Below are 22,233 nucleotides of genomic sequence, written 5' to 3'. Positions count from 1 at the left end.
TAAAACCGCAGCTCACGACAGGGCCATCGACGCGCGTAACGCCGCTTGTGGCAGGCTGTCATACAAATGCACAATTCGGCAGATCTACAGGAGACCGTCGACGAGCTCGCCCGCCTGCTGGGGGCGTCCGCGACGCTGGAAGACCGCTCGTTCCGCCTGCTGGCGTACGGTGCGCAGCACGGCGACATCGACACCGTCCGCCAGGAGTCGATCCTGCGCAGGCGCGCCACCGGCGAGGTCCGCGACTACTTCGAACGCTACGGCATCGCCCGCGCCCACGGTCCGGTCAGGATCCCCGCGGACGCCGACCTCAAGGTCCTTGCCCGGGTCTGCTGGCCGCTGCGCCACGGCGATGTCACCTACGGCTACCTGTGGCTGCTCGACTCCGGCAGCCTCACCGAGGACGCGCTGAGCCGGGCGGCCCCGCTCGTCGCCAGAGCCGCCGCCGCGCTCGCCCAGGAGGCCAGGAGCCGCCACGACCTCGGCCGCGGCCTGCGCGCGCTGCTCTCGGCCGACCCGGAGGAGCGGGCCGGCGCCTCCATCGAGGTGCTCGGGCCCGTCACCGCGATCGCCGTCCGCGAGTCGGAGGAGCGCGTCGCCGCCCTCTGGACGCTGCCACGTGGAGTGCTGGCCCGCGCCGGCTCGCCCGTCGCGCTGCTGGCTCCCGCCCACCTGGCCGCCGAGGTCGCCCAGACCCTGCAGAGCGCGTACGGCACGGCGGCCGGCACCGGCGCCCCCCGGGCGGACCCGGCGGACGCCTGGCAGAGCTGGCGCGAGGCGCGGCAGGCGCTGCGCGTCGCCGAGCACTTCCCCGGCTTCGCCCCCGTCGCGCGGTGGGAGGACCTGGGCGTGCACCGGCTGCTGGCCCGGCTCGGCCAGAGCGACCTGCGCGAGCTGGCGGCCGAGACGGCGGCGCTGGACGCCGAGCTGGCGCACACCGTGGAGGTCTACCTGGACCACGGCGGCCACGCCCAGAAGACGGCCGCCGAGCTGGGCATCCACCGCCAGACGCTCTACTACCGGCTGGGCAAGGCCGAGCGGACGCTGCACCGGGACCTGTCGGAGGGCGACGACCGGCTGACCGTCCACCTGGGCCTCAAGGCGGCCCGCCTCCTGCCGGTCACAGGTGGCTGAGGGCTGAGGCGTCGCCGGGCCCGCCGCGCTCGGTCAGCCCCTTGGCGACCCGCTGCCGGTGAGCGTCGTCCTTGTGCCCGTCGTACTTGAACTTGCCACGGATCTCCTCGATCGCCAGCCGGATCCCCTGGATGCCCGCCATCAGCCGCGGCATCCGGGCCGGATCGCCCTGCCCGGGTTCGAGGTCGGCGAGCTGCTCGCGCAGGATCTCCAGCTTGCCCTCGGTCTCCTTGACGATCTCGGCCCGGCAGATGAGCTGGACGGAGGAGTAGAACGTGGTCGGCACGCCGAGCTCCGGCTCGGCACCGGGCTCGGCCCGCCACCGGCCGGGGATGTAGGCCCAGGGACCGGCCACCGACATGACCACCTTGGGGTTCTCGTCGATCGCCGCCCAGACCGGATTCGGCCGGGCCAGATGGAGCACGATCGTCCGCTCGTCCACGAGCAGGAACTGCGTCGGCACCACGACGGGCACCTCACGGCCGCGGCCCGCGGCTATCAGGTGCCCGAACTGGTGGTCCTTCACGTACGCCAGGGACTGCTCGTCGGTGCCCGCATCCCAAGGGTGAATCAGCATAAAAGGAACTTTAGGCGCAGGCGAGTTCGTACACCCGCACCAGCTCCTGGCTGACCCGCTCCCACGAGTAACGCGAACGGGCACGGTCGGCGCCGGCGTAGCCGAGCGCGGTGCGCAGCGTCGGGTCCGTCAGCAGCTCGCGGGCCAGGCGCGCGGTCCGCGCGGGACGGTCCGGCGGCACCAGCAGGCCGGTGACGCCGTCGATGATCGAGTCGAGGTGCGCGCCCACGGCCGAGGCGATCACGGGTACGCCGCAGGCCATGGCCTCCAGCGCGACGATCCCCGTCGTGGCCTCGCGCGGCACCGAGACCACGGCGTCGGCGCTGCGCATGAGCTTGGGCACCGCGGTCCGCTTGACCTGCCCGAGCAGGGTCACCCGGTCGGCCACGCCGAGCTGCTGGGCCAGGGCGCGCAGGCGGCGTACCTCCCGGTCGCCGTCGAGCAGCTCCGGCTCGGGGCCGCCCGCCAGCACCAGCTCGACGTCCTGGAGGCCCTGCAGCGCGCGGATGATCGTGGGGGCGCCGCGTTCGGGGGTGAGCGGGCCCAGGTGCAGCAGGCGCTTGCGGCTGCCGCGCGTGGCGACCGGGCCCTGGCGGTGGAAGCGCTCGGTGTCCACGCCGTACGGCACGATGGCGATGTTGTTACGCGGGACACCGAGCCGGATCAGCGCCGACTCCTCGTCACCAGAGCCGGCGATGACCGCTCTGGCGTTGCGGCCAAGCGCGCGCTCCAGCTTCACGTGGGCCGCGTCGACGGTGTGGAAGGTCTGGGTGACCGGCACTCCGAGGCCGCTGGCGCCCGTGACGGCCGCGAGGCCGCCGGTCCAGGAGTGTGCGTGGATCACGTCCGGACGTTCCTGGCTCCAGCGCCGGCTCAGATACTGGCCGACGTCCTTGAGGTACGGCATGACGTCGGCGGGGGCGAGATCGCGGGCCGGGCCAACCTCGATGTGCTCCATCATCACTCCCGGCGCCACCCGCGTCCTGGCCTTGCCCTCAGCACTGTCACGACGGGAGTAGATGGTGACGTGGTGATCGCGTCCCAGTTCACGCGCTACGGAGAGAATGTGGTGGCGCTTGTTGCCGGTAGCGGAAGCGACGATCGCGATATTCATGGCACACCTCAGCGTTGAAACAGCTTTCAAGGTGTGCCTGCGTCTTAGGCACGTCGTTCTTCCCCCGACCTTACCCAAAGATGGCTCAACCGCAAACCCCCGCAGATCACACGCCGCGCAGAGCCAGCACCACGATCTCGTCCCACACCTGCCCGCCGGAGAACGCGTGCCGGTCCGCCTCGACCGCCTTCACGATGGTCGTAGGCGCCTGACCAGCGCATCTGCCCAGCACGTCGGCCAGCCGCTCCTCGCCGTACGGCTCGCCGACCTCGTTCCTGGAGGAGATCAGCCCCTCGGAGTAGAGCAGCAGCGTCTCACCCACTGAGACAGTGAGCTCCTCGGCCTCGGTCTCGGCCTCCGGTGAGATGCCCAGCGGCACGCCGCCACCCGAGGCGAAGCGGACGCTCCCGTCGGGCAGCAGCAGCGCGGCCGGATGATGGCCCGCGGACGACAGGCGGATCCTGCGGCCCCGCACGAACCCGGCCACGACCATCACGAACATGCCGGTGCCCTGCGTCACCAGGGCCTCGTTCACCTTGCGCAGCACCGCGTCGGGATCGGACTCCCAGACGCTGAGCACCCGGACCCCGCCCCTGACCATCGCGCTGACCGACGCGGCCTCCTCGCCCTTGCCCGCGGCGCCACCGAGGGCGAAGGCCCAGCCGTCCGCGACCGGGAAGACGTCGTAGAACTCGGCGCCGACCGACGCGCCGGGATTGTAGATCGCGGCGGCCTCGTACCCGGGCACGTCCGGCAGGTTGCGCGGCGCGACGGTGGCCGACAGCGCGTCGGCGGCCCGCGAACGGCTCTGGAAGCTGCGCTGCGCGCGCAACGCCAGCCCGAGCTGGAGCCCGACCTCCTGCATGACCCCCAGGTCGGCCAGCGTGAACGGGGGCCGGGCGTGCGACCTGACCAGCGTGAGCACGCCGTCGGCCGGGCCGATGGGCACGCACAGCATCGAGCCGGCGCCCATCGCCGTCAGCAGCGGCCCGTCGGCGCAGAAGCCCAGCAGCGTCTCGTCATCGACCATCTCGTGCACCACGCCGGAGCCGCGCTCCAGCACCTGGGTCACCACGTGGCTCGCGGCCGGCTGGGCGGACTCGATCTGGCGTACCAGGTCGCCCAGCGGGTGGTCCTTGGGCGCCACCACGGCCGCGCGGCGGGCCAGCCCGTCGCGCACCACGTCCGCGATCACCCAGTCGGCCCAGCCGGCCGCCAGCAGCCGCGTCGCCCTGGGCAGCGCCACGGGCTGCCGCAGCGCCTCCTCATCCAGCAGCAGCGTGGTCATCGTGGCCAGCAGGTCCTGGCGCTTGGCCGCCGCCAGCAGCAGCGCGGCGTCCGACTGCTCGGGCCGCCGCGCGCCCGGCTCGGGCAGCTGCACCTCGGTCGGCAACGCCACGGCCGCCACCATCTGCTGCGGCTCGCCGGGCATCGTCAGCCGGGTCAGGGCCACCTGGACGGTGTGGGTCCTGCCCTGGTGCGCCAGCCGCGACTCGAACGCCGCCGGCTGTCCGGTCTGCAGCACCGACATCAGGTGCGAGCGGAACGCCGCCCGCCGCGACACGTCCACCAGCAGCGGGAACGACCGGCCGACCAGGTAGCCGTCGGGACTGCCCAGCATCCGCGAGGTCTCGGGATTGATCCGCCGGACCACGCCGCCGCCGTCCAGCACGATCACCGGCACGGGGAAGGCCCGGTAGACCTGGCGCAGCAGCTTCAGCTCTCGCTGCGCCCCGTCCTTCTTGCCGCCCTGCCGCTTGGGCGCGTTGCGCAGCGCTTCACGCGCCTCGGCCAGCAGCTCGGCGGCGGTGTCGAGCTCGGCGAGTGCCGCGTCTAGAGTCGGCGCAAGGTCGGAGGGGTAGGCCGCCCGCGCCTCGCGCAGGGACGAAACACGTCCGGACAGAGCGTCCAGGGCGTGTTCGAGGCCGGGCATGGTCATTCTCTGACGCTACGCCACGCTGGATAATGCTAGCCATAAGGGGTAGGGCCTTCTTACGATGAAATCAACGGCGATGATCACCCCCGGACTTGCCCGTGACCTGGCGACTCTCGGGCGGTTGGGCGAAGAGAACTCAACGGAAAGTGTGCTGCGCGGCCTGACGACCGCGCTGGCCGACGGCGTCCCCGGCTGCTCGGGCGGTTCCGCCGAGCACTGGCGTGACCAGCGGGTGCTGGTGTCGGGCTCGCACAGCGAGCTCATCATGCTGGTCGAAGGCGAACGCGACCTCGGCGAGGGCCCCTCGACCGACGCCAGGCTGACCGGCGGCCGGGTGGTCGTGACGGACGTGCTCAGCGACTCGCGCTGGCCGCGCTACGCCCCGCTCGCCGCCCGCTGGGGCGTGCGCTCGGTGCTCACCGTGCCGATCCGGCTCGACCCTGTCCTGCTGGTCATCGGCCTCTATTCGGTACGGCCGGCCGCCTTCTCCCCGCAGGCCGCCCAGGCGCTGGCCGACATGCTGACCGAGCAGGTGGGCGTGGCCATGGCCAACCTGTGGGACTTCGAGGAAGCGCGTACCGACGCCGCCCAGCTCCAGGAGGCCCTGGCCGGGCGCTCGGTGATCGACCAGGCCAAGGGCATCATCATGAAGACCAGCGGGTGCTCGTCCGAGGCGGCCTTCGAGGAACTGCGCCGGATCTCACAGCACCACCAGGTCAAGGTGGCGGACCTGGCCAGGCTGCTGGTCGACGAGCACCAGAAAAAGTCGCGCCGTTAGTGGAATGTGCGAATGGGCTCAGCCAATGGCGGCCAAGGCGTCGTCCAGCGTGTCGTACAGCGGCAGCCGCTGCGCGAGCCCGGTGATCCACATGACCTTTGACTTTGAATATTCCACGCCGACCAGGGCAAACCTGGCCCCCGACGCCAGACTGGTCTGCCAATGGTGGACGATCAGGCCGAGCGCGCGCGAGTCCATGAACGTCACCCCGGCCAGGTCCAGGATCAGCTCGGAGCCCGACAGAGAGAGGTAGTCGGCGAACTGCTCGCGCGTCGTGGCGTCGAGCACGCCATCGACCTTGATCACCGTGATCTCGTCCACGGTCGACGACGTAAGGCTCAGGGCCGTCGCCGCCCCTTCGCCGTTCTCCGGCATTGTCACGGGGCAACCATACTGTCACCGCACGAAGGAGGAATACTTCTGCCGTGAGGGGGGACACTGGATCCGAAGTCCAGCAGAGGGCTTCCGTCTCGGATGTAGAGCGAGGCAGGCCTCTGCATGGGCTTTTTCTGCAGGTGGAGGCGGCCCTGCGACCCATATGAGGAGCAGCCATGGCTGTGCGGGAATTCGTCCTCGAGGAGTTGACCGCCGAAGAGTTGCTGGCCGAAATGGCCGACGAAGCCACTACCGACAGTCACCGCGAACGGCTGCGGGAGCGCATCGTCGAGATGCACCGCTCGCTCGCCATGGAGATCGCCAGACGCTACCGCTACCGCGGCGAGCCTATGGAGGATCTTCTGCAGGCCGCGTACGTCGGCCTGATGAAGGCCGTCAACGGCTTCGACCCCACTCTCGGCCACGCCTTCAGGGGCTACGCCGTCGTCACGATGACCGGCGAGGTCAAGCGCCACTTCCGCGACCGTACCTGGGCCATCCGGGTGCCGCGTCTCTACCAGGAGCGTCGCTCCGAGCTGAACCGGCTCGTCGCCGACCTCAGCCAGGATCTCGGACGATCCCCGACCGTGGCCGAACTGGCCGCGAAGATGAACATCAGCGAGGAGGACGTCCTGCTCACGCTCGACGCCTCGGCCGCTTACAGCACGCTGTCGCTCGACGCGCCGCTCGGGACCGAGGACGACGCCGCCTCGCTCGGCGACGTGATCCCGGAGGACGACGATACGCTGAGCAAGATGGTCGACCGGCAGGCCGTCAAACCGCTGATCGACGCGCTGCCGTCGCGTGAGAAGCACATCCTGCTGCTCCGCTTCTTTGGGAACATGACACAAGCCGAAATAGCGGCAGAGTTCGGCATCTCGCAGATGCATGTATCGCGAATCCTCCGTAAGGTGCTGGACCAGCTACGTAGTGAGCTAGTCAGCTGATTAAGGCGGTTACCGGGTGAACGAGGATGTCGATCCTCAGGCGGGCTCCATCAGCCCGCCACCGGGCGCGCCGGTGAAAGAGCTGAGCTTCCGGTTGCCGGACCTCCCGCGGGTCCGCCAGTTCGCCGCGTCCGAGGCCCGCGAGGTGGGCATGGCGGAGGAGGCGGTGGGCGATTTCGTGATCGCCGTCAACGAGGTGGCCACCAACGCCGTCACCCACGGCACGGTCAACGCGCAGCTGCGCACCTGGGTCCACGACGGCGAGCTGGTGGTCGAGGTACACGATGAGGGCACCTGGAAGCCCGGCCCGATGCCCGGCTCGGTGGGCGGGATGGGCCTCTGGGTGGCCCGCCTGCTCTCCTCCGACCTGTCCCTGCGGGTGGGCGGCGAGGGCAGCACGGTCACCATGCGCTTCCCCGGCAAGACCTGAAAGGTATCTCCCGGCCGCTCAGACCTGAACCGACATGTGCGCGCGACGCCTCGTGATCGAGTGCGCCGCGCGCTGTCGTCCGCTGTCGGCTTTGGCTTTGGCTGTCGGCTTTGGTTTGGCTATCGGCGGGTACGGCCTCGCCAGCCGCCGTAGCTCTTGACGCTGGCCGTGCCGATGCCCGCCTGGTGCAGCGCCAGCAGCGTGAGGCCGAGCAGGATGAACGTCGTGCCGGAGATCCCTGACCCGATGCGCACGTTCAGCAGGTCGAGCAGGAAGCCCAGGCCGAAAATGATCGCCGCGACTATCGCCAGCATGTCCCGTTACCTCGTTCCGTAGCCGGTTGCGTGGCTTGTCTCATGGCCGGTTGCCTGGCCCGTCTCATGGCCCGTCTCATGGCCTGTTTCGTGGCCTGAGAGGGTGAGCAGCCGCTCCAGCACGACCCGGTAGTCGCGCAGGGCCAGCCGCAACTGCTCGGTGTCGTCCCCGCCCTTCCAGCGGTCGCGCAGCTCGCTCGTACGAGCCGTAAGACTGCTGGTGATCGCCTCGACGACCTCTTCGACCAGCCCTTCGGCCCGCTGGACGGCGTCGCCGGGGTCGTCCACGAACGAGGTCTGCAGCTCGCGCCAGCGGGCCTGCACCTCGGCCGGATCCTGGTCGAACAGGACGACGGACTGAGGGGCCGCGTGGGCCGGCGCGCTCTCCACCACCACGGGCTCGCCGGCCACGTCGTCGGTGTATTCGGGCTCGTCGTGCACCGGGTCCGGGCTCAGGCCCGGCTCGGGCTCGGGCTCGGGATCGGCCAGCATGTCGCCGCCCGTCGGGGCGTACGGCTCGTGGTGGCGGGCGCCGTTCCCCTCGTCATTCTCATCGTGTTCGGCGTGGGCGGTCGCCCGCGACTGCTCGTCACGGACGCCGTCTTCCCTGCTGAGATCGGCGGTGGGGGTGTCGTTCGCGCGGAAGTCGTCCTTGGGGATGCCGTTGTCCCTGGCCTCTTCGTCTGGAACGGCGTCGGCCCGGAACCCGCCCGTGCGGCGCTCGTCCGTGCGGCGCTCGTCCGTGCGGCGCTCGTCCGTGCGGCCCTCGTCCGTGCGGTCATCATCCGCGCGGAAGCCATCCCTGGGGGCGTCATCGTCGTCGATCTGGTCCGCCCGTTGCGACGGCACTTTCAGCTCGTCGCTCGTCATATCGGTCACCGTCCTCGCGTGGTCTCTTGTAGGAGCTCTTCGAAGAGCGCGCGGTAGTGCACCATCGCCTGACGGAGGTCCTCGGTAGAGGCCTCCTTCCTGGCGGCGCGCCCGCTGATCTCGTGGGCTGCCCGATAGTGGTCCAGGGTGGCACCGTGCCCGACGGACAGATCGGACACCCGCTGCTCGAAGTCCTCCGTGGGGTAGCCGCGCTCCGCCATGACCGCCGCCACCAGCTGGTCGGCCTCGGACACCGCGAACCCAGGGGCATCGACGAAGCGCTCCTGCACCTCGTTCCACCGGGCGGCGTAGCTGTCACGTGACTCCTCCGGCAGGGGCCGGATGTCCAGCTCGGAGTGGCGCTGCTCACGGGCGAGCAACTCCTGCTCCGCGTCGTGCCTGCTGTCGTGCTCAGCCATCAGGCGTTCGTACTCGGGGCCGAAACGTGCGCGGAGGCGGCTGCGGCGCTGCTGCTGCAACACCAGGTAGCCGACTGCGGCGAGGGCCACCACCGCGACCACGACGACGACCACCCAGATCAAGGTGGACATGATGTTCGCCTCCGGTCTCTATTGTCGAGACCAGCGACTGCCCCCGTACGAGCGCCCGAAACGCCGGTGTCAGCGGCCTTCCAGCGCTTTCCTGGCCGCTTCCAGCACTACCGCGACATGTGAGTCACCAGGGGCGGCCGCGACCTCCCTGAACCCGCTCACGCTGTCGTAGCCGACGTCGAGCCCGGCATCGACAAGCCGCTGCGCCCACCGCAACGCGGTGTTCAACCGCTCGGCCGCCGGCGGCTTCCCCTGCGCGGCGGCGGACAGGTTCCGCAGGTTCGTGGCGGGCCCGGACTGGGCGTGCTTGCGCTCCAGCTTCCACGGGACGGCCCGGCTGTGATCGAGCATCGGCTTGGCCAGGCCCGCGGCCCGCTTGGCCTGCAACACCCCGGACTCACTGACCCCGAAGTGCGCGGCCAACTCCTGCACGCTCATCCCTTCGGCGACGAGCCTGGCCAGCTCACCCCGATCGACGGTCGGCCTGCGGCCCACGAGCCCCTCCTGCTGAGTACACGTGCGGTTCTGATGTGCGCTAAGGTTATGACGTCTCGCCCCGCAGGGGGTGATCGACACAAACCGGGACGTAGCGCAGCTTGGTAGCGCACTTGACTGGGGGTCAAGGGGTCGCAGGTTCAAATCCTGTCGTCCCGACCAGGTTTTTTCTGGTCGAGCGGGGTGTCACTCACTAGGGTGGCACCCTTTCGCATTGGTGGGCAATTCCACGCCGTCGCCGCCGAGCTGAACACCAGACCAAGCAAAACGCTCGGCAGGGACACCCCAGCAGAGCGCCTCGCTATGCGGCTGCTCGCCGCAAGCACCCAGTCCCACTTGGGCTGTCCGGGGCGAAAAACAGTTTCGGGAACGTCGCGTGGACGTCGAGGCTTCTGCCATGCGTCATGTCCCATTCCCCAAGATCCCCGTTGCGTCGAGCGCCGCCGTCGCCGACAACGGCATATGGATCGCGACTGAGAAGATCCACGGGGCGCAGCTGGTCATCGCCTACGACGGCCGGGAATTTCGCATCGGTAAGCGCAAGGCATGGCTGCGCGGAGAGGAGGCCTTTTTTGGCTGGCAACTGCTGCGCGGCGAACTGGAGCAAGCGGCGGGGCGGCATTTTCGTGAAGCCGTCGCTTCAGTCCACGTTGATCGCGCTCGGCTACTTGTTCGGCCACGCGGAGGAGAGCCTGACCGCTCGGCGCCGACGACCTTCGAACGCGAGACGCTGGAAATCGCGCCTGGAGAGTGGATCGTCCAAGTGCTCCGCGCGAGCTATCCTACCGAGGACACGCCCATCCACGTTCTTGAGACGATCTGCGCCGCGAGCCGGCACATCTTCTCCATCGGCCAGGTCTCCGGGTACGACGAATTGTGAGTGACAATCGCATCGGACGACCTTGCTGAAGAGAAACCTTTGAGAGCTTCTATCTGATGAGGGGTCAGTGCCATGTGGAAAGATCTCATCGAGCGCTTGTATCCAGACGCCCAGTTCTCTGAAGGGGTGAGTGAGTCTGCCCTGTCGACTGCCGGGCAAAATATGGGCGTGCATATACCTGGTGATCTACAAGAATTGCTACGGCAAACCAATGGCGTACTTGATCGCTGGGCGGTCGATGTGATCTGGCCGATTGATCAGCTGGTCCGCGACAATTCGACATTTCGCACGTTTCCGGATTTCAAAGAACTCTACATGCCGTTCGACTCTCTGCTTTTCTTCGGCGATAATGGCGGAGGGGACCAGTTCGCTTATGTGGTGGAGCCTGATCGCCATGACATTTTCGTTTGGGATCACGAGAATGACAGCAGGCAATGGGTCGCGGGCAACCTTGAGGAGTATCTTCGGCGCAGGTTGGCCTCGTCCGGTGACGAGTGGTACAGAAGCGACTGACCCCGAGCTGCTGGCTCGTGGCTGGGGCGAGAGGTGCCGGTTCAGATCCTGTCATCGCGACGGTGCCGGCAGCACGGGGCGTCTGCTTGCGATGGGCGGCTTCGGCGACCGCCGCTCCGCTGTGGCTGACGAGCCGGCAGACGCCCTCGCCCAAGTCCTTGCCGCCGACGCCGCGTCCGCCGACGCCGACGCCGACGCCGACGCCGACGCCGCGTCCGCTCCCGGCGACCTCACGGCCCGCGCCGCGGCCGCCCTGCTCGGTGCCGCCCACCGCACCCTGTTCGAGCACATCATGGACCTCACGAGGGAGGGGCGGAGCAACCGCCAGATCGCCTCCATCGTGACCCGGTCGGCCCACCAGGTCTTCGGGCTGCTGAAAGCGTCCCTGGCCGACTATGCGATGCGCTGAGGCCACGACCAGACGCGGCCTGTAGGTGCGCCACGTCTACTTGACGACCTCGAAGCGGCCTCCCTACTTCTGCCGGCCTTTCCGTAACGCGGGGCTGGGCGCAGGGGTGTGGATGGCCATGAGCTGAGCTCCGTCAGGGGCGGACGGCGCCGAGCAGGCGGTTGCGCCAGTAGCCATCGAGATCAAAGGGTGTTCAGTGGTCGTGGTGGTACTGGTGCATCACCGCGTGGCCCTTGCCCCGGCCGATCAGCCACTTGTTCACCGGCGTCGTCAGCACGAAGGCCACCAGCAACGACCCGGCCAACGCCACCCAGAACAGCCAATTGGCCAGGCCCGCGTCCATGGCGCCGGGCACGATGAGCATCACCGCGTTGTCCAGGATCTCCATCACCGCGATGGAGATGGTGTCGGCGGCCAGCGCGACCTTCAGCGCCGTACGGAAGTCGACCCCGGCACGCAGCACGCCACGCATGGTCAGCGCGTAGCCGAACACGAAGGCCAGCGCCACGGACAGCACCACCGTGGTGAGGTTGGACAGACCGGCGGCGGTGCCGATGACCATGCCCAGCACCTCGCCGATCGCGCAGCCCGTCAGGCAGTGCAGGGTCGCCTGCGCGGCCATGCTCCAGGTGGCTGCGGGCGGGGTGGATGAGTGATGGCCGGCCCGCTCGTGCTCAGGATGAGTCTGTTCGGGGCCCTCGTGATGGTGACTGCTGTGGCTCATGATGATCCTCCTGTAGTGACGGCACACGCGCGCCGCTGCTTCTACTATGGATGATCGTAGGTCAGAGAGTGAAGAGCGAATGACAGTGATGGGCAAGGAAGGAGCTGACGCCGGGCACCAGCGCGACCATCGCGGGGCCGCCCAGCAGGACGGCGACCGCCGCCAGTCCGGTCAGGCGTTCTCGGCGGCGGAGCGGCGTCTCGGGGTTGAGCATGCGGCGTACCCGGGTGAGTGCCGTCTCTCCACCCGCGCCCAGCGTGAATGCGGGCGCTCGGCCGGTGGCCAGGCGGACCAGTGCGGCGGCGATCTGAGCGCGGGGGTGGCGGCGGGCGGCGACGTCGTCGGCCAGCAGTTCGATCAGCCGGGTGATCTCCGTCCTGGCTCGATCGAACAGCGGGACGCCGGGAAAGGCCCTGGCCAGGGCTTCGGCGGCAGCCAGGACGAGGTGATGGCGGCCGCGGAGATGCGCACGCTCGTGCGCCAGGACCGCGGTGACCTGCTCGGGCGCCAGGGTGTGCAGCGCGCCCGTGGTGATGACCATCTGGGCGCGCCTGCCGGGCACGCAGTACGCCAGTCGCTCGTCGTAGTCGATCACCATCGCGCCCAGGTCGGTGTCATGCCGGCCCAGGAGGCCGAGCATCGCCGCGTGCTCACGGCGTTCGACGCGGGCTCTGAGCAGGACCGCCGCGCCGCAGCAGGCGGTCCTGGCCAGTATCAGGACAGCCGCCGGCAGCGCCACGGCACTCGTCCACGTCAGGCCGGAACCGTCGCTCAGCATGTCGGCGCAGATCGCGAACAGCTCGGCCAAGCCGTGCCCGACGACGTCCGCGGGCACGGCGAAGGCCAGCGCGGCCAGCACCGCCGAGGCGACCACCGACACGCCGGCCGCCTGCCACAACACGATCGCCAGCCGCGGCGCCCGCTCGGCCCAGCGCGCCGCCCGCCGCCCCAGCTCGGGCAGCCAGATCGCGGCGACGATCGTGTAGAGCACCAGGACGATGCCGGCGATCATGCCGGCCTTCCGCGGGGCGGGAACACCTGCAACGCCGCCTCCAGCGCCGCGGCCTCCTCCGGCGTGAGCTGCTCCAGGAAGTGCACGAGCGTGGCGGCCTGGTTGCCGCTGCCCGCCAGCGCACGGCGCATCAGGCCGGCGGTGTAGGCCTCCTTCGAGGCCACCGTCTCGTAGACGTAGGCCCGGCCGACGGGCCGGCGCTTGAGCAGGCCCTTGGTGTGCAGGTTGTCCATCACGGTCATCACCGTGGTGTACGCGATCACCCGCTCCTGACGCAGACCTTCCAGCACGTCGCGTACGGAAGCCGGTCGGCGCCGCGCCCACAACCAATCCATGATCGTGGATTCGAGCTCACCCAGGCCTCGTATCATGCACTGATCCTACCGGCGATCGTAGTCACACCGCCTCGCGTGCCGCGATCGCCCGCTTGAGCTTGATCAGGTCCTTGGGGGAGTTGACCGCGACAGCGCCCACCAGTACGCCGCCCCGCGTGAAGGCCACGGCGAAGCGATCGTCTTCGGGGCTGCCCGCGACGATGCTCGCCTCGTCCGCCATGTGCGGCAGCCCAGCCGTCTGGATGCGGGCGCCGTGCACGTGCGTGGCGAAGTTCGGCACGTCCAGGAACGGCTGGGCGTGCTCCGGCCCGGCCAGCAGGTTGCGAGCGGCCACAGCGCCCTGCTCGTTGGCGTTGGACCAGTGCTCGATACGTACCATCGCCTCGTCGTACAGGCCGTGCGGCCAGCGGGCCACGTCGCCCGCGGCCACGATGTCCGCCGTGTTCCGGGCGAACAGTGTCGGCCGGCACAGCACGCCGTCGTCCACGGCCAGGCCGCTGCCGTCCAGCCATTCGGTGTTCGGCACCACACCCATGCCGCCGACGACCAGGCCCGCGGAGATCGAACGGCCGTCGCTGAGCCGTACCTGATGTCCGCGCACTTCCGTGACTCGGACGTTCGTGACGAGCTCGACGCCGTTGCGCTCGTGGTGCGCGGCCAGCCAGCGCGCCGCCTCCTCACCCAGCCCGGCCCGCATCGGGTACGGCGCGGAGTCGACCAGCGTGACCTTCCTGCCGAGCTGCCGCGCTGTGGAGGCCACCTCGCCGCCGACGAACCCGCCGCCGATGACCAGCACATGCTCGTGGCCCGACGCCAGCTCCGCGCGCAGGGCCAGCGCGTCCTCAAGGGTTCGCAGGGTGTGCACGCCGTCGAGCCGCCGCGGGCGCGCGCCGGTGGCGATGACGAGCCCGTCGTAGCCGAGCCGGGTGCCGTCGTCGAGGGTGACGGTCCGGCCGCCGATGTCCAGCCGTACGGCCTGCCTGCCACGCAGCCACTGATCGCCGAGCTCCTCCGCGCCCGGCAGTGTGACGTCGTCGTCGTCGCCGCGCAGCAGGCTCTTGGACAGTGGCGGCCGGTTGTAGGGCGCGTGCGTCTCGGCGCCGACCAGCGTGATCTCGCCGTCGAAGCCCTCCCGGCGCAGCGCCTGTACGGCCCGCAGCCCCGCCAGCGAAGCGCCGACGACAGTGATCTCGTTGAGCTTTCCCATGCCTGGACCATACTGGTAGGGGGTATGTGTTGGGCAATGTGATGTGGATCTCACATACCCCTGACCCGTATAGCTTGTCATTGAAGGCGGCCGGGGGTACCTTTCTCGAACGCATACCCAGTGGGGGTATAAGCGAGAGGAGATGCGGCGATGAGTACGAGCGCGTACAAGGTGTCCGGGATGACCTGCAGCGGTTGTGTCGGAAAGGTGAAGACCGAGATAGGCAAGGTCGCCGGCGTCTCCTCGGTCGACATCGAGTTGGCGACCGGACGGGTGACCGTCACCTCGGACGGCCTGCTCGACGAGGCGGAGATCAGGAACGTCGTGGAAGAGGCGGGCTACGAGGTGGTTGCCGTCTGAGATGGTGGGGTGCTGCCGGGCAGGCGAGTCGCGCGGCGGTCCGGCAGCACCGGTGGCTGGCGAGCCTCTGTCGCGCCGAAGGCGAGCCACCCGAGGTCATTGAAGCCCGCTGCCTCGGCGACCGCGGCGGAGGCGTGGTTCGCCGGATCATGCATGTAGGTGGGGATCGCGCCTTCGTCCAGCACTCGCCGGGCCGCCTGGGCGACGAGCCCGCGCGCCAGGCCACGGCCGCGTGCTTGAGGGGCGGTCACGACGGCGAGTTCGTGCCCGTAGGCGTCGTGTCGTTTGATGCCCACCCCCGCCAGGTGCTCTCCGGTCGCCGGATCCGTGGCGACCAGGACGTCCCCGCCGAAAGGCCGCAGCCAGTCGGGGACCTCCGGGGCATCGGCAGGTGCCCAGATCCCGGCGTCAGGGAAAGGCGGGGGATGGGTGGTCCACCGATAGACGGCGGTGAACCAGCCGCGCTCGGGAAAGCCGACCAGGCCGGGGATCCGCGGCCCCAACACGGTGAGGTCCTTGTCCTTGGCGTACTGCTCCGCCACGGTCGCGGCATGCTCGGCCGGGACCGACAACACGCCGCCCGCCGGGCTTGCGACTCCCATGACCGGGTGGATCTTGCCATCCCATCCTGGGCTGCTGCGCCTGGGTGTGCCGATGATGTCCAGCCCGCTGGTGGCAGGCTTGCCGCCGAGCCAGTGGGACAGGTGCTCCATGAGGCGCCGCTCCATCGCCTTCCTCCTTCATACATTAGGGGGGTAGGGTATTGAAGAATATTTAGGAGGATACATGCGACGACTGACCCCCCTCGATCCCGCTGAGGCGCCCGAGAAATCCAGAGAGCTGCTGAACGACATCATCGGCAGGAGAGGCGGGGTGGGTGACATGGTCGCCACCATGGCTCACTCACCCGCGCTGTTGCAGGGATACCTGGACCTCTCGCGCGCCATGAGGCGCGTCAAGCTGCCGCGTACGCTCAGCGAGAAGATCTCGCTCGCCGTGCAGGAATGGATCGGCTGCGGCCACTGCCTTCAGGCGCATGCCGAGGCCGGGCGCGCGGCGGGGCTCAGCGAGAGCGACATCGCGCTGGCCCGGCAGGGCACCTCCACCGACGCCAGGGAGGCGGCGCTCATCGCCCTGGCCGTGCGTGTGCTGGCCGAGCCGTCCTCGATCACTGATGAGGACGTCACGGAGCTGCGGGCGCATGGCTGGAGCGACCGCATTGTGGCGGAGATCGTGGGCGTCGTCACCCTCAATCTCCTGACCGGCGCTTTCAACCTCCTGGTGGGCCTGGAGCCGGCGGAAGGGACCGCGTAGGCCATAGATGGGAAGGGCCTCGACGGCGACCTTCGGTAACCGGGGCCTATGCCAGCGGAATGGACACGCCTTGGTCGCCGGCCTGGCGTGGGCCGAAGATGCGTCGCTCCTCGGCGGTGATCTGGAGGTCGTTGATGCTCGCCTCACGCCGTCGCATCAGTCCCTCGGCGTCGAACTCCCAGAGCTCGTTGCCGTAGCTGCGCCACCATCGCCCGTCGGCGTCGTGGCATTCGTACTGGAAGCGGACGGCGATCCGATCGTCGGTGAACGCCCAGAGGTCCTTGCGGAGCGCGTAGTCGAGTTCCTTGGTCCACTTGCGGGTCAGGAACGCGATGATCTCCGCTCGGCCGGTGACGAACTCATCGCGATTGCGCCAGATCGAGTCCGGTGTGTAGGCGAGTGCCACGCGCTGCGGATCACGGGTGTTCCAGGCGTCCTCAGCGGCCTGGACCTTGGCGTGCGCGGTCTCGGCGGTGAAGGGCGGGACAGGTGGACGGGTCATGTGTACTCCTTGGTCAGCAGGTGACGGTGGTCGGCCGGCGGAGGAACCCGGCGGTCACCGCACCGACCACACGCCCGCGCCGCGGGCGTTGTTGTAGTGCTCTACCCGCACAGGCTCCCCATCCAGCACGGCGGCCGGGGCACCCGAGTCAGTTCCCGTCCAGGTAGATGGCTTGTACGGGGCAGGCGCGGGCCGCCTCTTCGACGGCGGGCCAATGCGCGTCGGTGGGCGTGGTGTCGTAGACCAGTTCGTCATCGTCGTTGAGAGCGAAGACCTCCGGGGCGGCGAATACGCACTGGGCGTGGGTCTGGCACAGGGTCATGTCGACGCGGACGCGCATGGGTCTCTTTCAGCTGCGGGGAGTTCAGGCGGGGTTGAACCTGGAGTATTTGTCGAAGGACCACCGTTGGGGCATGCCACCGGCGATCTGGATGACTCTTTCGACGTCGAAGTCGATCAGCCGTTGCGCGCCAGGCACCGCGGCCGCCCGGTCCGGGTCCCAGTCGATGCGGGCGCGGCCGGTCAGGTGCAGGGTGTGGCCGTTCTCCCAGTCCAGGAACAGCAGCCCGCAGCGCGGCTCGATCTCGAGGTTGCCCAACGTCATGTACATCGAGTTGCCGACGTAGTCGGGCCAGGTCAGCCGACGGCTGCCGGTCACTGTGACGAAGCCGGGGTTGCCGCCGCGGTGTGAGGCGTCGGCCCCGAGTCCCGCCGCATAAGTGCCGATGAAGAACGTGTCGGCCGCGACGATCCACCGCTGTTGACTGGTGGTGAGTTCGCTGGTGACGAGTGCTGTCCTGCGCGCGGAGGGCGAGTCGTCGATGTAGGTGCGGGTTTGTAGGTATTTCGGGCAATTGGAGTACACCTGGTCGGTGCGTACCAGGAGTTGGTCTCCATGCCGGCGGGCCCGGCCGTTGACCCGCATCCGTCTCCGAGTGGCCGGCTCGATCATGAGCATGCCCACCGGCCGCTCGGTGTCGAAGAGGTCCGCGAGCGGTTCGCCGGTGCCGGGAAGCCGGTCGGCGATGACGGTGCGGTCGTCGAGGGCGGTGGCGAAGCCGGGCGGGCCGGTGAGCAGGCCGGCCCAGGCCGCGCCGGTTTCGTCGGCGGCGGCGAGCACCACCAGGCGCTGCCGGCTGAGGAACTCTGCCGCCACCGGTGGGATGGTCGCCCGCACACCGGCTGACCCCCAGCCGTCGGCGGTCAGACCGGCATGGCGCTGTACTGCGTTTTCGCCTTGGTGAAGCATGGGCGATCCTTTTCTGTCCCGGCCCGGGCGCTAGGTGCGTCTGTTAGAAGAAGCCGCACGTCGGCGCGCCCTGTGTGGGCGCGGGTGCGGTGTCGGCGCCGCTCGGCGCATAGATCTCCAAACGGATGCCGTCCGGGTCGGCGAAGAAGACACCGCCGGAGGACGCGCCCTCGCCATGCGGGACGATCCCGTCATAGGCCGGCTCCACGCCGAGCTCCCGCAGAATGACCTCGGCGCGACGGACCGCCTCGATGTCGGGTACCTGGAACGACAGATGGTGCAGGCCGGGCCGGTCGGTGGCGAACGTACCGCTGCTCTGCTGCCACAACGTGACCAGCAGGGTGCCGTCGCGGCCGAGGAAGGCGAATCTGCGATCGCCGTCGGTCCGCTCGCCCATGACCTCGAAGTCGAAGACCTGGCGGTAGAAGGCGATGGAACGCGGCAAATCGGTCACGTTCAGGCCGACGTGCCCGGTCTGCAGGGTCGGTGTGCTCATACGGATCTCCAGTGTGAAGGTGATCGGGTTGACGCGGAAGCGTCGTTTCTCACGGTTTGCCGCTCGCTGGACCATTAGAATATGGCGTGTGGTTTGTAACGGTGTCAAGCTTGAGATAGCGTTAGAATCGTGGAAGTGGCACACCTTGCGAATGGCGGCGCTCCGCTCCTCGGTGAGCCGCCGTCCATCGAACTCGGCAACACCACGTACGCGGTGAGAGGTCGCCGCAAGGACGGCTTGCAGAGCGTCGAGCACCTGGCGGCGTGGCTGCGCGACATGCGTCCACGCCTCGCGGTCGCGCTCGCCGATGCCGACATTCAGGGTGTGACCGACGGTGACCTGCGCCTTGCCAGAGAACTCCGAGACGTTGTCCGAGCCCTCGCCGCCGCGGTCGTGAACGACCGTGAACCCGAGCCGGACGTGGTCGCGACCCTCAACCGTCACGCGGGCCAGACTCCGCGCTGGCGCGAGTTGCGCACCAACCCTGAGCCGCACACGACGGTGCGCGCCGCGGGCCGCCCTGTAGCCGCCGCCCTCGCCGCGCTGGCCGAAGACGCCGTCGACCTGTTCGCCGGGCCGCTACGTGGCCAGTTGGCCGCCTGTCATGGCCCTGGCTGTGTGCTGTACTTCGTCCGCGACACCGGACGGCGCGAGTGGTGCTCATCCGGTTGTGGCAACCGGGCGCGAGCCGCCCGTCACTACGCCAAGGTGCGGCAGGGGCCCGAGGCCTGAGCGTCATGGCCCTCGGCGCATTTGTCGGATATCAGCCACCCCAGGCGGGCTATGTGGCATGGCCGTGGCCCGCGATGGGGCGGACAAGCAGGTGACCGGGCTCGTAGGCAGGATGGGCTCCACTAGACCCGGACCTCATGAACGCCACACGCCTATCCCAGGCCGAGGGTCAAGTTGCTGACCGCACTGGCCATTGCGCACGTCCTTGCGGGGGCGCTAGTGGCTTTCGCGACATACGACCCTTACGACTGGCGTGATCTCTCGTTCATTCTTGGGTGGAAAGGCTGACTTGTGACGAAGGGGGCGTTCACAGTGCTCGTTCCACGGCGTCCTGCGCCCTCAGTTGCTCGGCGAGTTGAGTGACGTCGTCGGCATCGACCGTCTGGCAGAGGCCGTGATCTACCTCGTACGGCGATAGGTGCCGGCCGTTTCGAGTTGCCCAGAGGCGTCCTGCGGAACTGCGCCAAATGCACCAACCAGGAAAAGTCTCCTGGAGGTCTTCGAGAATCGTGGACATGTGGTCAGCGTGCTTACTGAAGAGGGGCGAACCCACCGCGTTATTTAGACGTCCAGGACGTTATGGCGTTACGCTTTGAAACGTCCCTGGCGTCCTCTATCCCAAGGTGTCCCGTGGCCAACGTCGCCCTACACAGTGCCATGCTGAACGCCCAGGTCACGAACCAGAATTTGGCCGACCGGTGTGGCGTGGACGTCAAGACGGTGGAACGCTGGCTGCAGGACGAGAGTCGTGTCCCGCACCTGCGGCACCAGTGGGCCGCCGCAGAGGCAGTAGGAGTTGAGGCAGCCGTGCTATGGCCAGACGCAATTCGCAATGCGGTGAAAACGGGGCCGGACAAGGAAGTCTTGACCACTTATCCGTATCGTTCGGCCTGCCCCAAATCAATCTGGCGCAACCTCATCAACTCGGCGCGAAATGAGATTGTGTTCGCCGGTTATACGAACTATTTCCTGTGGCTGGAACACCCGAACCTGGCAAAGGTGCTCAAACGGAAGGCTCAGCAGGGCTGCAAGGTCCGGTTTCTCGTCGGTGACCCGGAGAGCGATGTCACACGCAGCCGGGAGAAAGTGGAGAACGTCCCGTTGACCGTCTCCACGCGCATCCAGATCACGCTGTCGGAGATCCAGCAGCTGCGCGACGTTCCCGGGATTGAGGCGCGGTACGGGGACGCGCACATCGCCATGAGCGTGTTCCGGTTCGACTCGGAGATGCTTGTCACGCCGCACCTGGCCAAGCTGGTCGGGCACGACTCGCCCATGCTGCACCTGAGGCGGTGCCAGGACGACGGGTTGTTCGATCGGTTCGCCTTCCACGCCTCCGAGCTGTGGAGCAACGGTCGTGACCTGTGGCAGCAGCCCCAGGCCACGGGCCAGATTCTGGGTGACTGACGGGGTGGCGATAGGCCCGTGACTCATCGGCGGAGGATGTCATGGGGCCCGGTGGACGGGAGGCGGTCAGTGGATGTCGAGCCAGCCGAGCCGGGCCGCCCGGACCCCTGCTTGGAAGCGGCTGCCCGCTCCCAGCAGCACCGTCAGCTCGCCCACCACACGGGTGACGGTACGTGTGGAGACGCCCATGCTGCGGGCGATGGCGGAGTCCTTCATGCCGGCAGCCAGCATGCGCAGCACCGCACGCTGCTGTTCGGTGAGTGAGGAGCCGTCGGCGGAGCGGGGCACGTCCTCGGGCTCGGAGGCGGTCGTCCAGCAGTAGTCGTAGATCGCCGCGAGGGATTTCACCACGCCACCACCTCGGATCAGGACAGTGCCCGCGTCCAGGTCTTCGGGGTCGGTCTGGACGACGGCGGTCGTGCGGTCGTAGATGAGCATGCGTGTGGGGATCACCGGGGTGACCCGTATCTCTATGCCCAGCTCCCGCCACCGCGCCGTGTACTCGCGGACCAGCGGGTTCGACATGGCGATCTGGGCGTGCAGAGTCCGCACCCGTACGCCGTTGCGGATGTTCGCCTCGCTGCGTGTCAGGCCCGCGTCGAGAGATTCACGCGTCCAGGCAGCGATCGGGTGCATGTCGAGCACCTCGTGTTCGGCCAGTTCGGACAGCTCGTCGAGCCGGTCGTGGAGTTGCCGGCGGTCCCTGGGCCAGGAGAAATACTCGATGTTGGCGTGGTTGTCCATCCGCTCGGGCAGGCCGAGGTAGTGCTTGGCCAGTGTGGCGATCTTGACGTGCTGCTCGACGAGGTTGTCGAGCATGCGATGGCTGCTGTGCAGGCTGCGATTGAGCGCGGCGGTCAGGTCGGTGGCGGCCTGTGTCTCCGGGTTCAACAGCTGGAGCCGGGTGAGCTCGTCGCGGGCCCGGTCGATGTCCGCCGCTGTCAGGCTCAGCTTCGCCGCGGCCTCGGAAAGCGACTCGCCTTCCTGGCGCATGCGGGCGTACAGAGAGCGTGCGACACCGTCGTCCCCGGAAAATGCCCCGCTGTCCACCTGACTCCCTTCATGTTGGATCAATCCTGCACATTGGCATATCAGCCCCTTTGTCGGCAAAGAGTTCCGATTTCCGCCATGTCCTACTTCCGAAGTTTTCGCGCCCTCCACAGGCACCCTGGTCTGCAGCACGATCGGTGAGTGAGGCGAATCGTCATCGCCGCGAACGAGGAGGAACCCCATTGATCACCGTTGCGTACAGTCTTGTCGCCTATCGCGTCACCGGCCTGTCACCGAAGACGTGCGCCCACTGTCTTGGCACCGTCAAGGCGGAGCTCATCCAGGTGCCGGGAGTCGTGGGGGTGGACGTAGATCCGGCGGAATCTCGGGTGAGCATCCTGACCGACGGCCCCGTGGACGAGCTGGAGGTGCGGGCCGCCATGGAAGCGGCCGGTTGCGACGTCGTGGCGACATGATGTGCCGCGTGGGTTGTCACAGGCGATAGAGGCCGCCGGTGCCGGGGGGGTGGGGGGGGGCCGGGCCCCCCCCCCCGCCCCCCGCGCGGGGCGCCCCCAGCGAACA

The 22,233-nt window shown here is 68.6% G+C and carries 30 protein-coding genes and 1 tRNA gene; 13 read left to right on the top strand and 18 right to left on the bottom strand.

The annotated features are described in order from the left end of the window. The first annotated feature begins 66 nt into the window (after positions 1–66). Complete coding sequence (locus tag AB0H88_RS00155) at positions 67–1,134, top strand: helix-turn-helix domain-containing protein (protein WP_357639191.1); 1,068 nt, start codon at positions 67–69, stop codon at positions 1,132–1,134. Here the strand turns inward: AB0H88_RS00155 and AB0H88_RS00150 are convergent. From AB0H88_RS00150 to AB0H88_RS00140, 3 genes are all read right to left on the bottom strand, one after another. Next, positions 1,121–1,711 carry an FMN-binding negative transcriptional regulator gene (locus AB0H88_RS00150; protein ID WP_357639188.1) on the bottom strand — a complete coding sequence of 197 codons (591 nt, stop codon included), beginning with the start codon at positions 1,709–1,711 and terminating at the stop codon, positions 1,121–1,123. The two genes, AB0H88_RS00155 and AB0H88_RS00150, sit on opposite strands and share 14 nt — an antisense overlap. Before the next feature lie 10 nt (positions 1,712–1,721). Beyond that, complete coding sequence (locus AB0H88_RS00145) at positions 1,722–2,825, bottom strand: glycosyltransferase (protein WP_357639185.1); 1,104 nt, start codon at positions 2,823–2,825, stop codon at positions 1,722–1,724. Between the two features lie 106 nt (positions 2,826–2,931). Next, positions 2,932–4,764 carry a SpoIIE family protein phosphatase gene (locus AB0H88_RS00140; protein ID WP_357639182.1) on the bottom strand — a complete coding sequence of 611 codons (1,833 nt, stop codon included), beginning with the start codon at positions 4,762–4,764 and terminating at the stop codon, positions 2,932–2,934. Between the two features lie 73 nt (positions 4,765–4,837). Here AB0H88_RS00140 and AB0H88_RS00135 point away from each other — a divergent pair, with 73 nt between their 5' ends. After that, a complete protein-coding gene (locus tag AB0H88_RS00135; protein ID WP_357639179.1) occupies positions 4,838–5,539 on the top strand; it encodes a GAF and ANTAR domain-containing protein in 702 nt (233 codons plus the stop codon). Between the two features lie 18 nt (positions 5,540–5,557). Here the strand turns inward: AB0H88_RS00135 and AB0H88_RS00130 are convergent, their stop codons facing one another. Beyond that, positions 5,558–5,914 carry an STAS domain-containing protein gene (locus AB0H88_RS00130; RefSeq protein WP_357639176.1) on the bottom strand — a complete coding sequence of 119 codons (357 nt, stop codon included), beginning with the start codon at positions 5,912–5,914 and terminating at the stop codon, positions 5,558–5,560. 206 nt (positions 5,915–6,120) lie between these two features. On the opposite strand from AB0H88_RS00130, the gene AB0H88_RS00125 reads away from it, so the two are divergent. Together AB0H88_RS00125 and AB0H88_RS00120 are read left to right on the top strand one after the other, a co-directional pair. Further along, positions 6,121–6,861 (top strand): SigB/SigF/SigG family RNA polymerase sigma factor, encoded by a 741-nt coding sequence (locus tag AB0H88_RS00125; RefSeq protein WP_357639173.1) that lies wholly within the window; start codon positions 6,121–6,123, stop codon positions 6,859–6,861. 16 nt (positions 6,862–6,877) lie between these two features. After that, a complete protein-coding gene (locus AB0H88_RS00120) occupies positions 6,878–7,291 on the top strand; it encodes an ATP-binding protein (RefSeq protein ID WP_357639170.1) in 414 nt (137 codons plus the stop codon). A gap of 119 nt (positions 7,292–7,410) precedes the next feature. Here AB0H88_RS00120 and AB0H88_RS00115 read toward each other — a convergent pair whose 3' ends face one another. The 4 genes from AB0H88_RS00115 to AB0H88_RS00100 all read right to left on the bottom strand — a co-directional run bounded on the left by AB0H88_RS00115 (position 7,411) and on the right by AB0H88_RS00100 (position 9,521). Further along, positions 7,411–7,605 carry a hypothetical protein gene (locus tag AB0H88_RS00115; protein WP_225291618.1) on the bottom strand — a complete coding sequence of 65 codons (195 nt, stop codon included), beginning with the start codon at positions 7,603–7,605 and terminating at the stop codon, positions 7,411–7,413. A gap of 6 nt (positions 7,606–7,611) precedes the next feature. Beyond that, the gene (locus tag AB0H88_RS00110) at positions 7,612–8,475 is read right to left on the bottom strand and encodes a hypothetical protein (protein ID WP_357639167.1); all 864 of its coding nucleotides are present in this window, start codon (positions 8,473–8,475) and stop codon (positions 7,612–7,614) included. A 5-nt stretch (positions 8,476–8,480) separates the two neighbouring features. After that, positions 8,481–9,026 (bottom strand): hypothetical protein, encoded by a 546-nt coding sequence (locus AB0H88_RS00105; protein ID WP_357639165.1) that lies wholly within the window; start codon positions 9,024–9,026, stop codon positions 8,481–8,483. A 69-nt stretch (positions 9,027–9,095) separates the two neighbouring features. After that, positions 9,096–9,521: a hypothetical protein gene (locus AB0H88_RS00100; RefSeq protein WP_357639162.1), complete on the bottom strand. Its 426-nt coding sequence runs from the start codon at positions 9,519–9,521 to the stop codon at positions 9,096–9,098. A gap of 85 nt (positions 9,522–9,606) precedes the next feature. Here AB0H88_RS00100 and AB0H88_RS00095 point away from each other — a divergent pair. The 4 genes from AB0H88_RS00095 to AB0H88_RS00080 all read left to right on the top strand — a co-directional run bounded on the left by AB0H88_RS00095 (position 9,607) and on the right by AB0H88_RS00080 (position 11,323). Continuing rightward, a tRNA-Pro gene (locus tag AB0H88_RS00095) sits at positions 9,607–9,683 on the top strand. Between the two features lie 214 nt (positions 9,684–9,897). Further along, positions 9,898–10,401, top strand: coding sequence for a hypothetical protein (locus tag AB0H88_RS00090; protein ID WP_357639159.1), 504 nt, complete (start codon positions 9,898–9,900; stop codon positions 10,399–10,401). 72 nt (positions 10,402–10,473) lie between these two features. Beyond that, positions 10,474–10,914, top strand: coding sequence for an SMI1/KNR4 family protein (locus AB0H88_RS00085; RefSeq protein WP_357639156.1), 441 nt, complete (start codon positions 10,474–10,476; stop codon positions 10,912–10,914). A gap of 91 nt (positions 10,915–11,005) precedes the next feature. After that, entirely contained in the window at positions 11,006–11,323 is a 318-nt protein-coding gene (locus AB0H88_RS00080) for a hypothetical protein (protein ID WP_357639153.1), read from the top strand. Positions 11,324–11,516: 193 nt separating this feature from the next. On the opposite strand, the gene AB0H88_RS00075 is transcribed toward AB0H88_RS00080, so the two are convergent. The 4 genes from AB0H88_RS00075 to AB0H88_RS00060 form a co-directional block, all read right to left on the bottom strand. Next, positions 11,517–12,047 carry a DUF4396 domain-containing protein gene (locus AB0H88_RS00075; protein ID WP_357639151.1) on the bottom strand — a complete coding sequence of 177 codons (531 nt, stop codon included), beginning with the start codon at positions 12,045–12,047 and terminating at the stop codon, positions 11,517–11,519. Between the two features lie 61 nt (positions 12,048–12,108). Continuing rightward, entirely contained in the window at positions 12,109–13,059 is a 951-nt protein-coding gene (locus AB0H88_RS00070; protein ID WP_357639148.1) for a M56 family metallopeptidase, read from the bottom strand. Further along, positions 13,056–13,430 (bottom strand): BlaI/MecI/CopY family transcriptional regulator, encoded by a 375-nt coding sequence (locus AB0H88_RS00065; protein ID WP_225291595.1) that lies wholly within the window; start codon positions 13,428–13,430, stop codon positions 13,056–13,058. Before AB0H88_RS00065 ends, AB0H88_RS00070 begins: the two co-directional genes overlap by 4 nt. Positions 13,431–13,455: 25 nt before the next feature. Next, positions 13,456–14,601 carry an FAD/NAD(P)-binding oxidoreductase gene (locus AB0H88_RS00060; RefSeq protein WP_357639145.1) on the bottom strand — a complete coding sequence of 382 codons (1,146 nt, stop codon included), beginning with the start codon at positions 14,599–14,601 and terminating at the stop codon, positions 13,456–13,458. 150 nt (positions 14,602–14,751) lie between these two features. Between AB0H88_RS00060 and AB0H88_RS00055 the strand changes: the two genes are divergently transcribed. Further along, on the top strand, positions 14,752–14,961 hold the full coding sequence (locus tag AB0H88_RS00055; RefSeq protein ID WP_357639143.1) for a heavy metal-associated domain-containing protein: 210 nt from the start codon (positions 14,752–14,754) through the stop codon (positions 14,959–14,961). On the opposite strand, the gene AB0H88_RS00050 is transcribed toward AB0H88_RS00055, so the two are convergent. Next, positions 14,940–15,689, bottom strand: a complete 750-nt coding sequence (locus AB0H88_RS00050; RefSeq protein ID WP_357639140.1) for a GNAT family N-acetyltransferase — start codon at positions 15,687–15,689, stop codon at positions 14,940–14,942. The two genes, AB0H88_RS00055 and AB0H88_RS00050, sit on opposite strands and share 22 nt — an antisense overlap. Before the next feature lie 58 nt (positions 15,690–15,747). Here AB0H88_RS00050 and AB0H88_RS00045 point away from each other — a divergent pair, with 58 nt between their 5' ends. Continuing rightward, complete coding sequence (locus tag AB0H88_RS00045) at positions 15,748–16,275, top strand: carboxymuconolactone decarboxylase family protein (RefSeq protein ID WP_357639139.1); 528 nt, start codon at positions 15,748–15,750, stop codon at positions 16,273–16,275. Positions 16,276–16,321: 46 nt separating this feature from the next. Here AB0H88_RS00045 and AB0H88_RS00040 read toward each other — a convergent pair whose 3' ends face one another. The 4 genes from AB0H88_RS00040 to AB0H88_RS00025 all read right to left on the bottom strand — a co-directional run bounded on the left by AB0H88_RS00040 (position 16,322) and on the right by AB0H88_RS00025 (position 18,522). Further along, entirely contained in the window at positions 16,322–16,777 is a 456-nt protein-coding gene (locus AB0H88_RS00040) for a nuclear transport factor 2 family protein (protein ID WP_357639137.1), read from the bottom strand. Positions 16,778–16,925: 148 nt separating this feature from the next. Continuing rightward, on the bottom strand, positions 16,926–17,117 hold the full coding sequence (locus AB0H88_RS00035) for a ferredoxin (RefSeq protein WP_357639134.1): 192 nt from the start codon (positions 17,115–17,117) through the stop codon (positions 16,926–16,928). A gap of 24 nt (positions 17,118–17,141) precedes the next feature. Then, positions 17,142–17,933 carry a pyridoxamine 5'-phosphate oxidase family protein gene (locus AB0H88_RS00030; protein WP_357639132.1) on the bottom strand — a complete coding sequence of 264 codons (792 nt, stop codon included), beginning with the start codon at positions 17,931–17,933 and terminating at the stop codon, positions 17,142–17,144. A 136-nt stretch (positions 17,934–18,069) separates the two neighbouring features. Then, positions 18,070–18,522, bottom strand: a complete 453-nt coding sequence (locus tag AB0H88_RS00025) for a VOC family protein (protein WP_357639129.1) — start codon at positions 18,520–18,522, stop codon at positions 18,070–18,072. Positions 18,523–18,657: 135 nt separating this feature from the next. On the opposite strand from AB0H88_RS00025, the gene AB0H88_RS00020 reads away from it, so the two are divergent. Beyond that, entirely contained in the window at positions 18,658–19,254 is a 597-nt protein-coding gene (locus AB0H88_RS00020; protein WP_357639126.1) for a CGNR zinc finger domain-containing protein, read from the top strand. Positions 19,255–19,884: 630 nt separating this feature from the next. After that, positions 19,885–20,661, top strand: a complete 777-nt coding sequence (locus AB0H88_RS00015) for a hypothetical protein (protein WP_357639123.1) — start codon at positions 19,885–19,887, stop codon at positions 20,659–20,661. Between the two features lie 66 nt (positions 20,662–20,727). On the opposite strand, the gene AB0H88_RS00010 is transcribed toward AB0H88_RS00015, so the two are convergent. Continuing rightward, positions 20,728–21,711 (bottom strand): helix-turn-helix transcriptional regulator, encoded by a 984-nt coding sequence (locus tag AB0H88_RS00010; RefSeq protein WP_357639120.1) that lies wholly within the window; start codon positions 21,709–21,711, stop codon positions 20,728–20,730. A 182-nt stretch (positions 21,712–21,893) separates the two neighbouring features. Between AB0H88_RS00010 and AB0H88_RS00005 the strand changes: the two genes are divergently transcribed. Further along, the gene (locus AB0H88_RS00005; protein ID WP_357639117.1) at positions 21,894–22,127 is read left to right on the top strand and encodes a cation transporter; all 234 of its coding nucleotides are present in this window, start codon (positions 21,894–21,896) and stop codon (positions 22,125–22,127) included. The last annotated feature ends 106 nt before the right edge of the window (positions 22,128–22,233 follow it).

The sequence above is a fragment of the Nonomuraea sp. NPDC050680 genome (assembly GCF_040654555.1).
In the GTDB taxonomy this organism is placed as follows: Bacteria; Actinomycetota; Actinomycetes; order Streptosporangiales; family Streptosporangiaceae; genus Nonomuraea.
Note: the sequence above shows the minus strand (reverse complement) of the source record. Positions and strands in the feature narration are given on the sequence as shown.

Coding starts and splice junctions, on each gene's coding strand:
- AB0H88_RS00155 (WP_357639191.1), top strand. CDS start 67: ATGCACAATTCGGCAGATCTACAGGAGACCGTCGACGAGCTCGCCCGC.
- AB0H88_RS00150 (WP_357639188.1), bottom strand. CDS start 1,711: ATGCTGATTCACCCTTGGGATGCGGGCACCGACGAGCAGTCCCTGGCG.
- AB0H88_RS00145 (WP_357639185.1), bottom strand. CDS start 2,825: ATGAATATCGCGATCGTCGCTTCCGCTACCGGCAACAAGCGCCACCAC.
- AB0H88_RS00140 (WP_357639182.1), bottom strand. CDS start 4,764: ATGACCATGCCCGGCCTCGAACACGCCCTGGACGCTCTGTCCGGACGT.
- AB0H88_RS00135 (WP_357639179.1), top strand. CDS start 4,838: ATGATCACCCCCGGACTTGCCCGTGACCTGGCGACTCTCGGGCGGTTG.
- AB0H88_RS00130 (WP_357639176.1), bottom strand. CDS start 5,914: ATGCCGGAGAACGGCGAAGGGGCGGCGACGGCCCTGAGCCTTACGTCG.
- AB0H88_RS00115 (WP_225291618.1), bottom strand. CDS start 7,605: ATGCTGGCGATAGTCGCGGCGATCATTTTCGGCCTGGGCTTCCTGCTC.
- AB0H88_RS00110 (WP_357639167.1), bottom strand. CDS start 8,475: ATGACGAGCGACGAGCTGAAAGTGCCGTCGCAACGGGCGGACCAGATC.
- AB0H88_RS00105 (WP_357639165.1), bottom strand. CDS start 9,026: ATGTCCACCTTGATCTGGGTGGTCGTCGTCGTGGTCGCGGTGGTGGCC.
- AB0H88_RS00085 (WP_357639156.1), top strand. CDS start 10,474: ATGTGGAAAGATCTCATCGAGCGCTTGTATCCAGACGCCCAGTTCTCT.
- AB0H88_RS00080 (WP_357639153.1), top strand. CDS start 11,006: ATGGGCGGCTTCGGCGACCGCCGCTCCGCTGTGGCTGACGAGCCGGCA.
- AB0H88_RS00075 (WP_357639151.1), bottom strand. CDS start 12,047: ATGAGCCACAGCAGTCACCATCACGAGGGCCCCGAACAGACTCATCCT.
- AB0H88_RS00070 (WP_357639148.1), bottom strand. CDS start 13,059: ATGATCGCCGGCATCGTCCTGGTGCTCTACACGATCGTCGCCGCGATC.
- AB0H88_RS00065 (WP_225291595.1), bottom strand. CDS start 13,430: ATGATACGAGGCCTGGGTGAGCTCGAATCCACGATCATGGATTGGTTG.
- AB0H88_RS00060 (WP_357639145.1), bottom strand. CDS start 14,601: ATGGGAAAGCTCAACGAGATCACTGTCGTCGGCGCTTCGCTGGCGGGG.
- AB0H88_RS00055 (WP_357639143.1), top strand. CDS start 14,752: ATGAGTACGAGCGCGTACAAGGTGTCCGGGATGACCTGCAGCGGTTGT.
- AB0H88_RS00050 (WP_357639140.1), bottom strand. CDS start 15,689: ATGGAGCGGCGCCTCATGGAGCACCTGTCCCACTGGCTCGGCGGCAAG.
- AB0H88_RS00045 (WP_357639139.1), top strand. CDS start 15,748: ATGCGACGACTGACCCCCCTCGATCCCGCTGAGGCGCCCGAGAAATCC.
- AB0H88_RS00040 (WP_357639137.1), bottom strand. CDS start 16,777: ATGACCCGTCCACCTGTCCCGCCCTTCACCGCCGAGACCGCGCACGCC.
- AB0H88_RS00035 (WP_357639134.1), bottom strand. CDS start 17,117: ATGCGCGTCCGCGTCGACATGACCCTGTGCCAGACCCACGCCCAGTGC.
- AB0H88_RS00025 (WP_357639129.1), bottom strand. CDS start 18,522: ATGAGCACACCGACCCTGCAGACCGGGCACGTCGGCCTGAACGTGACC.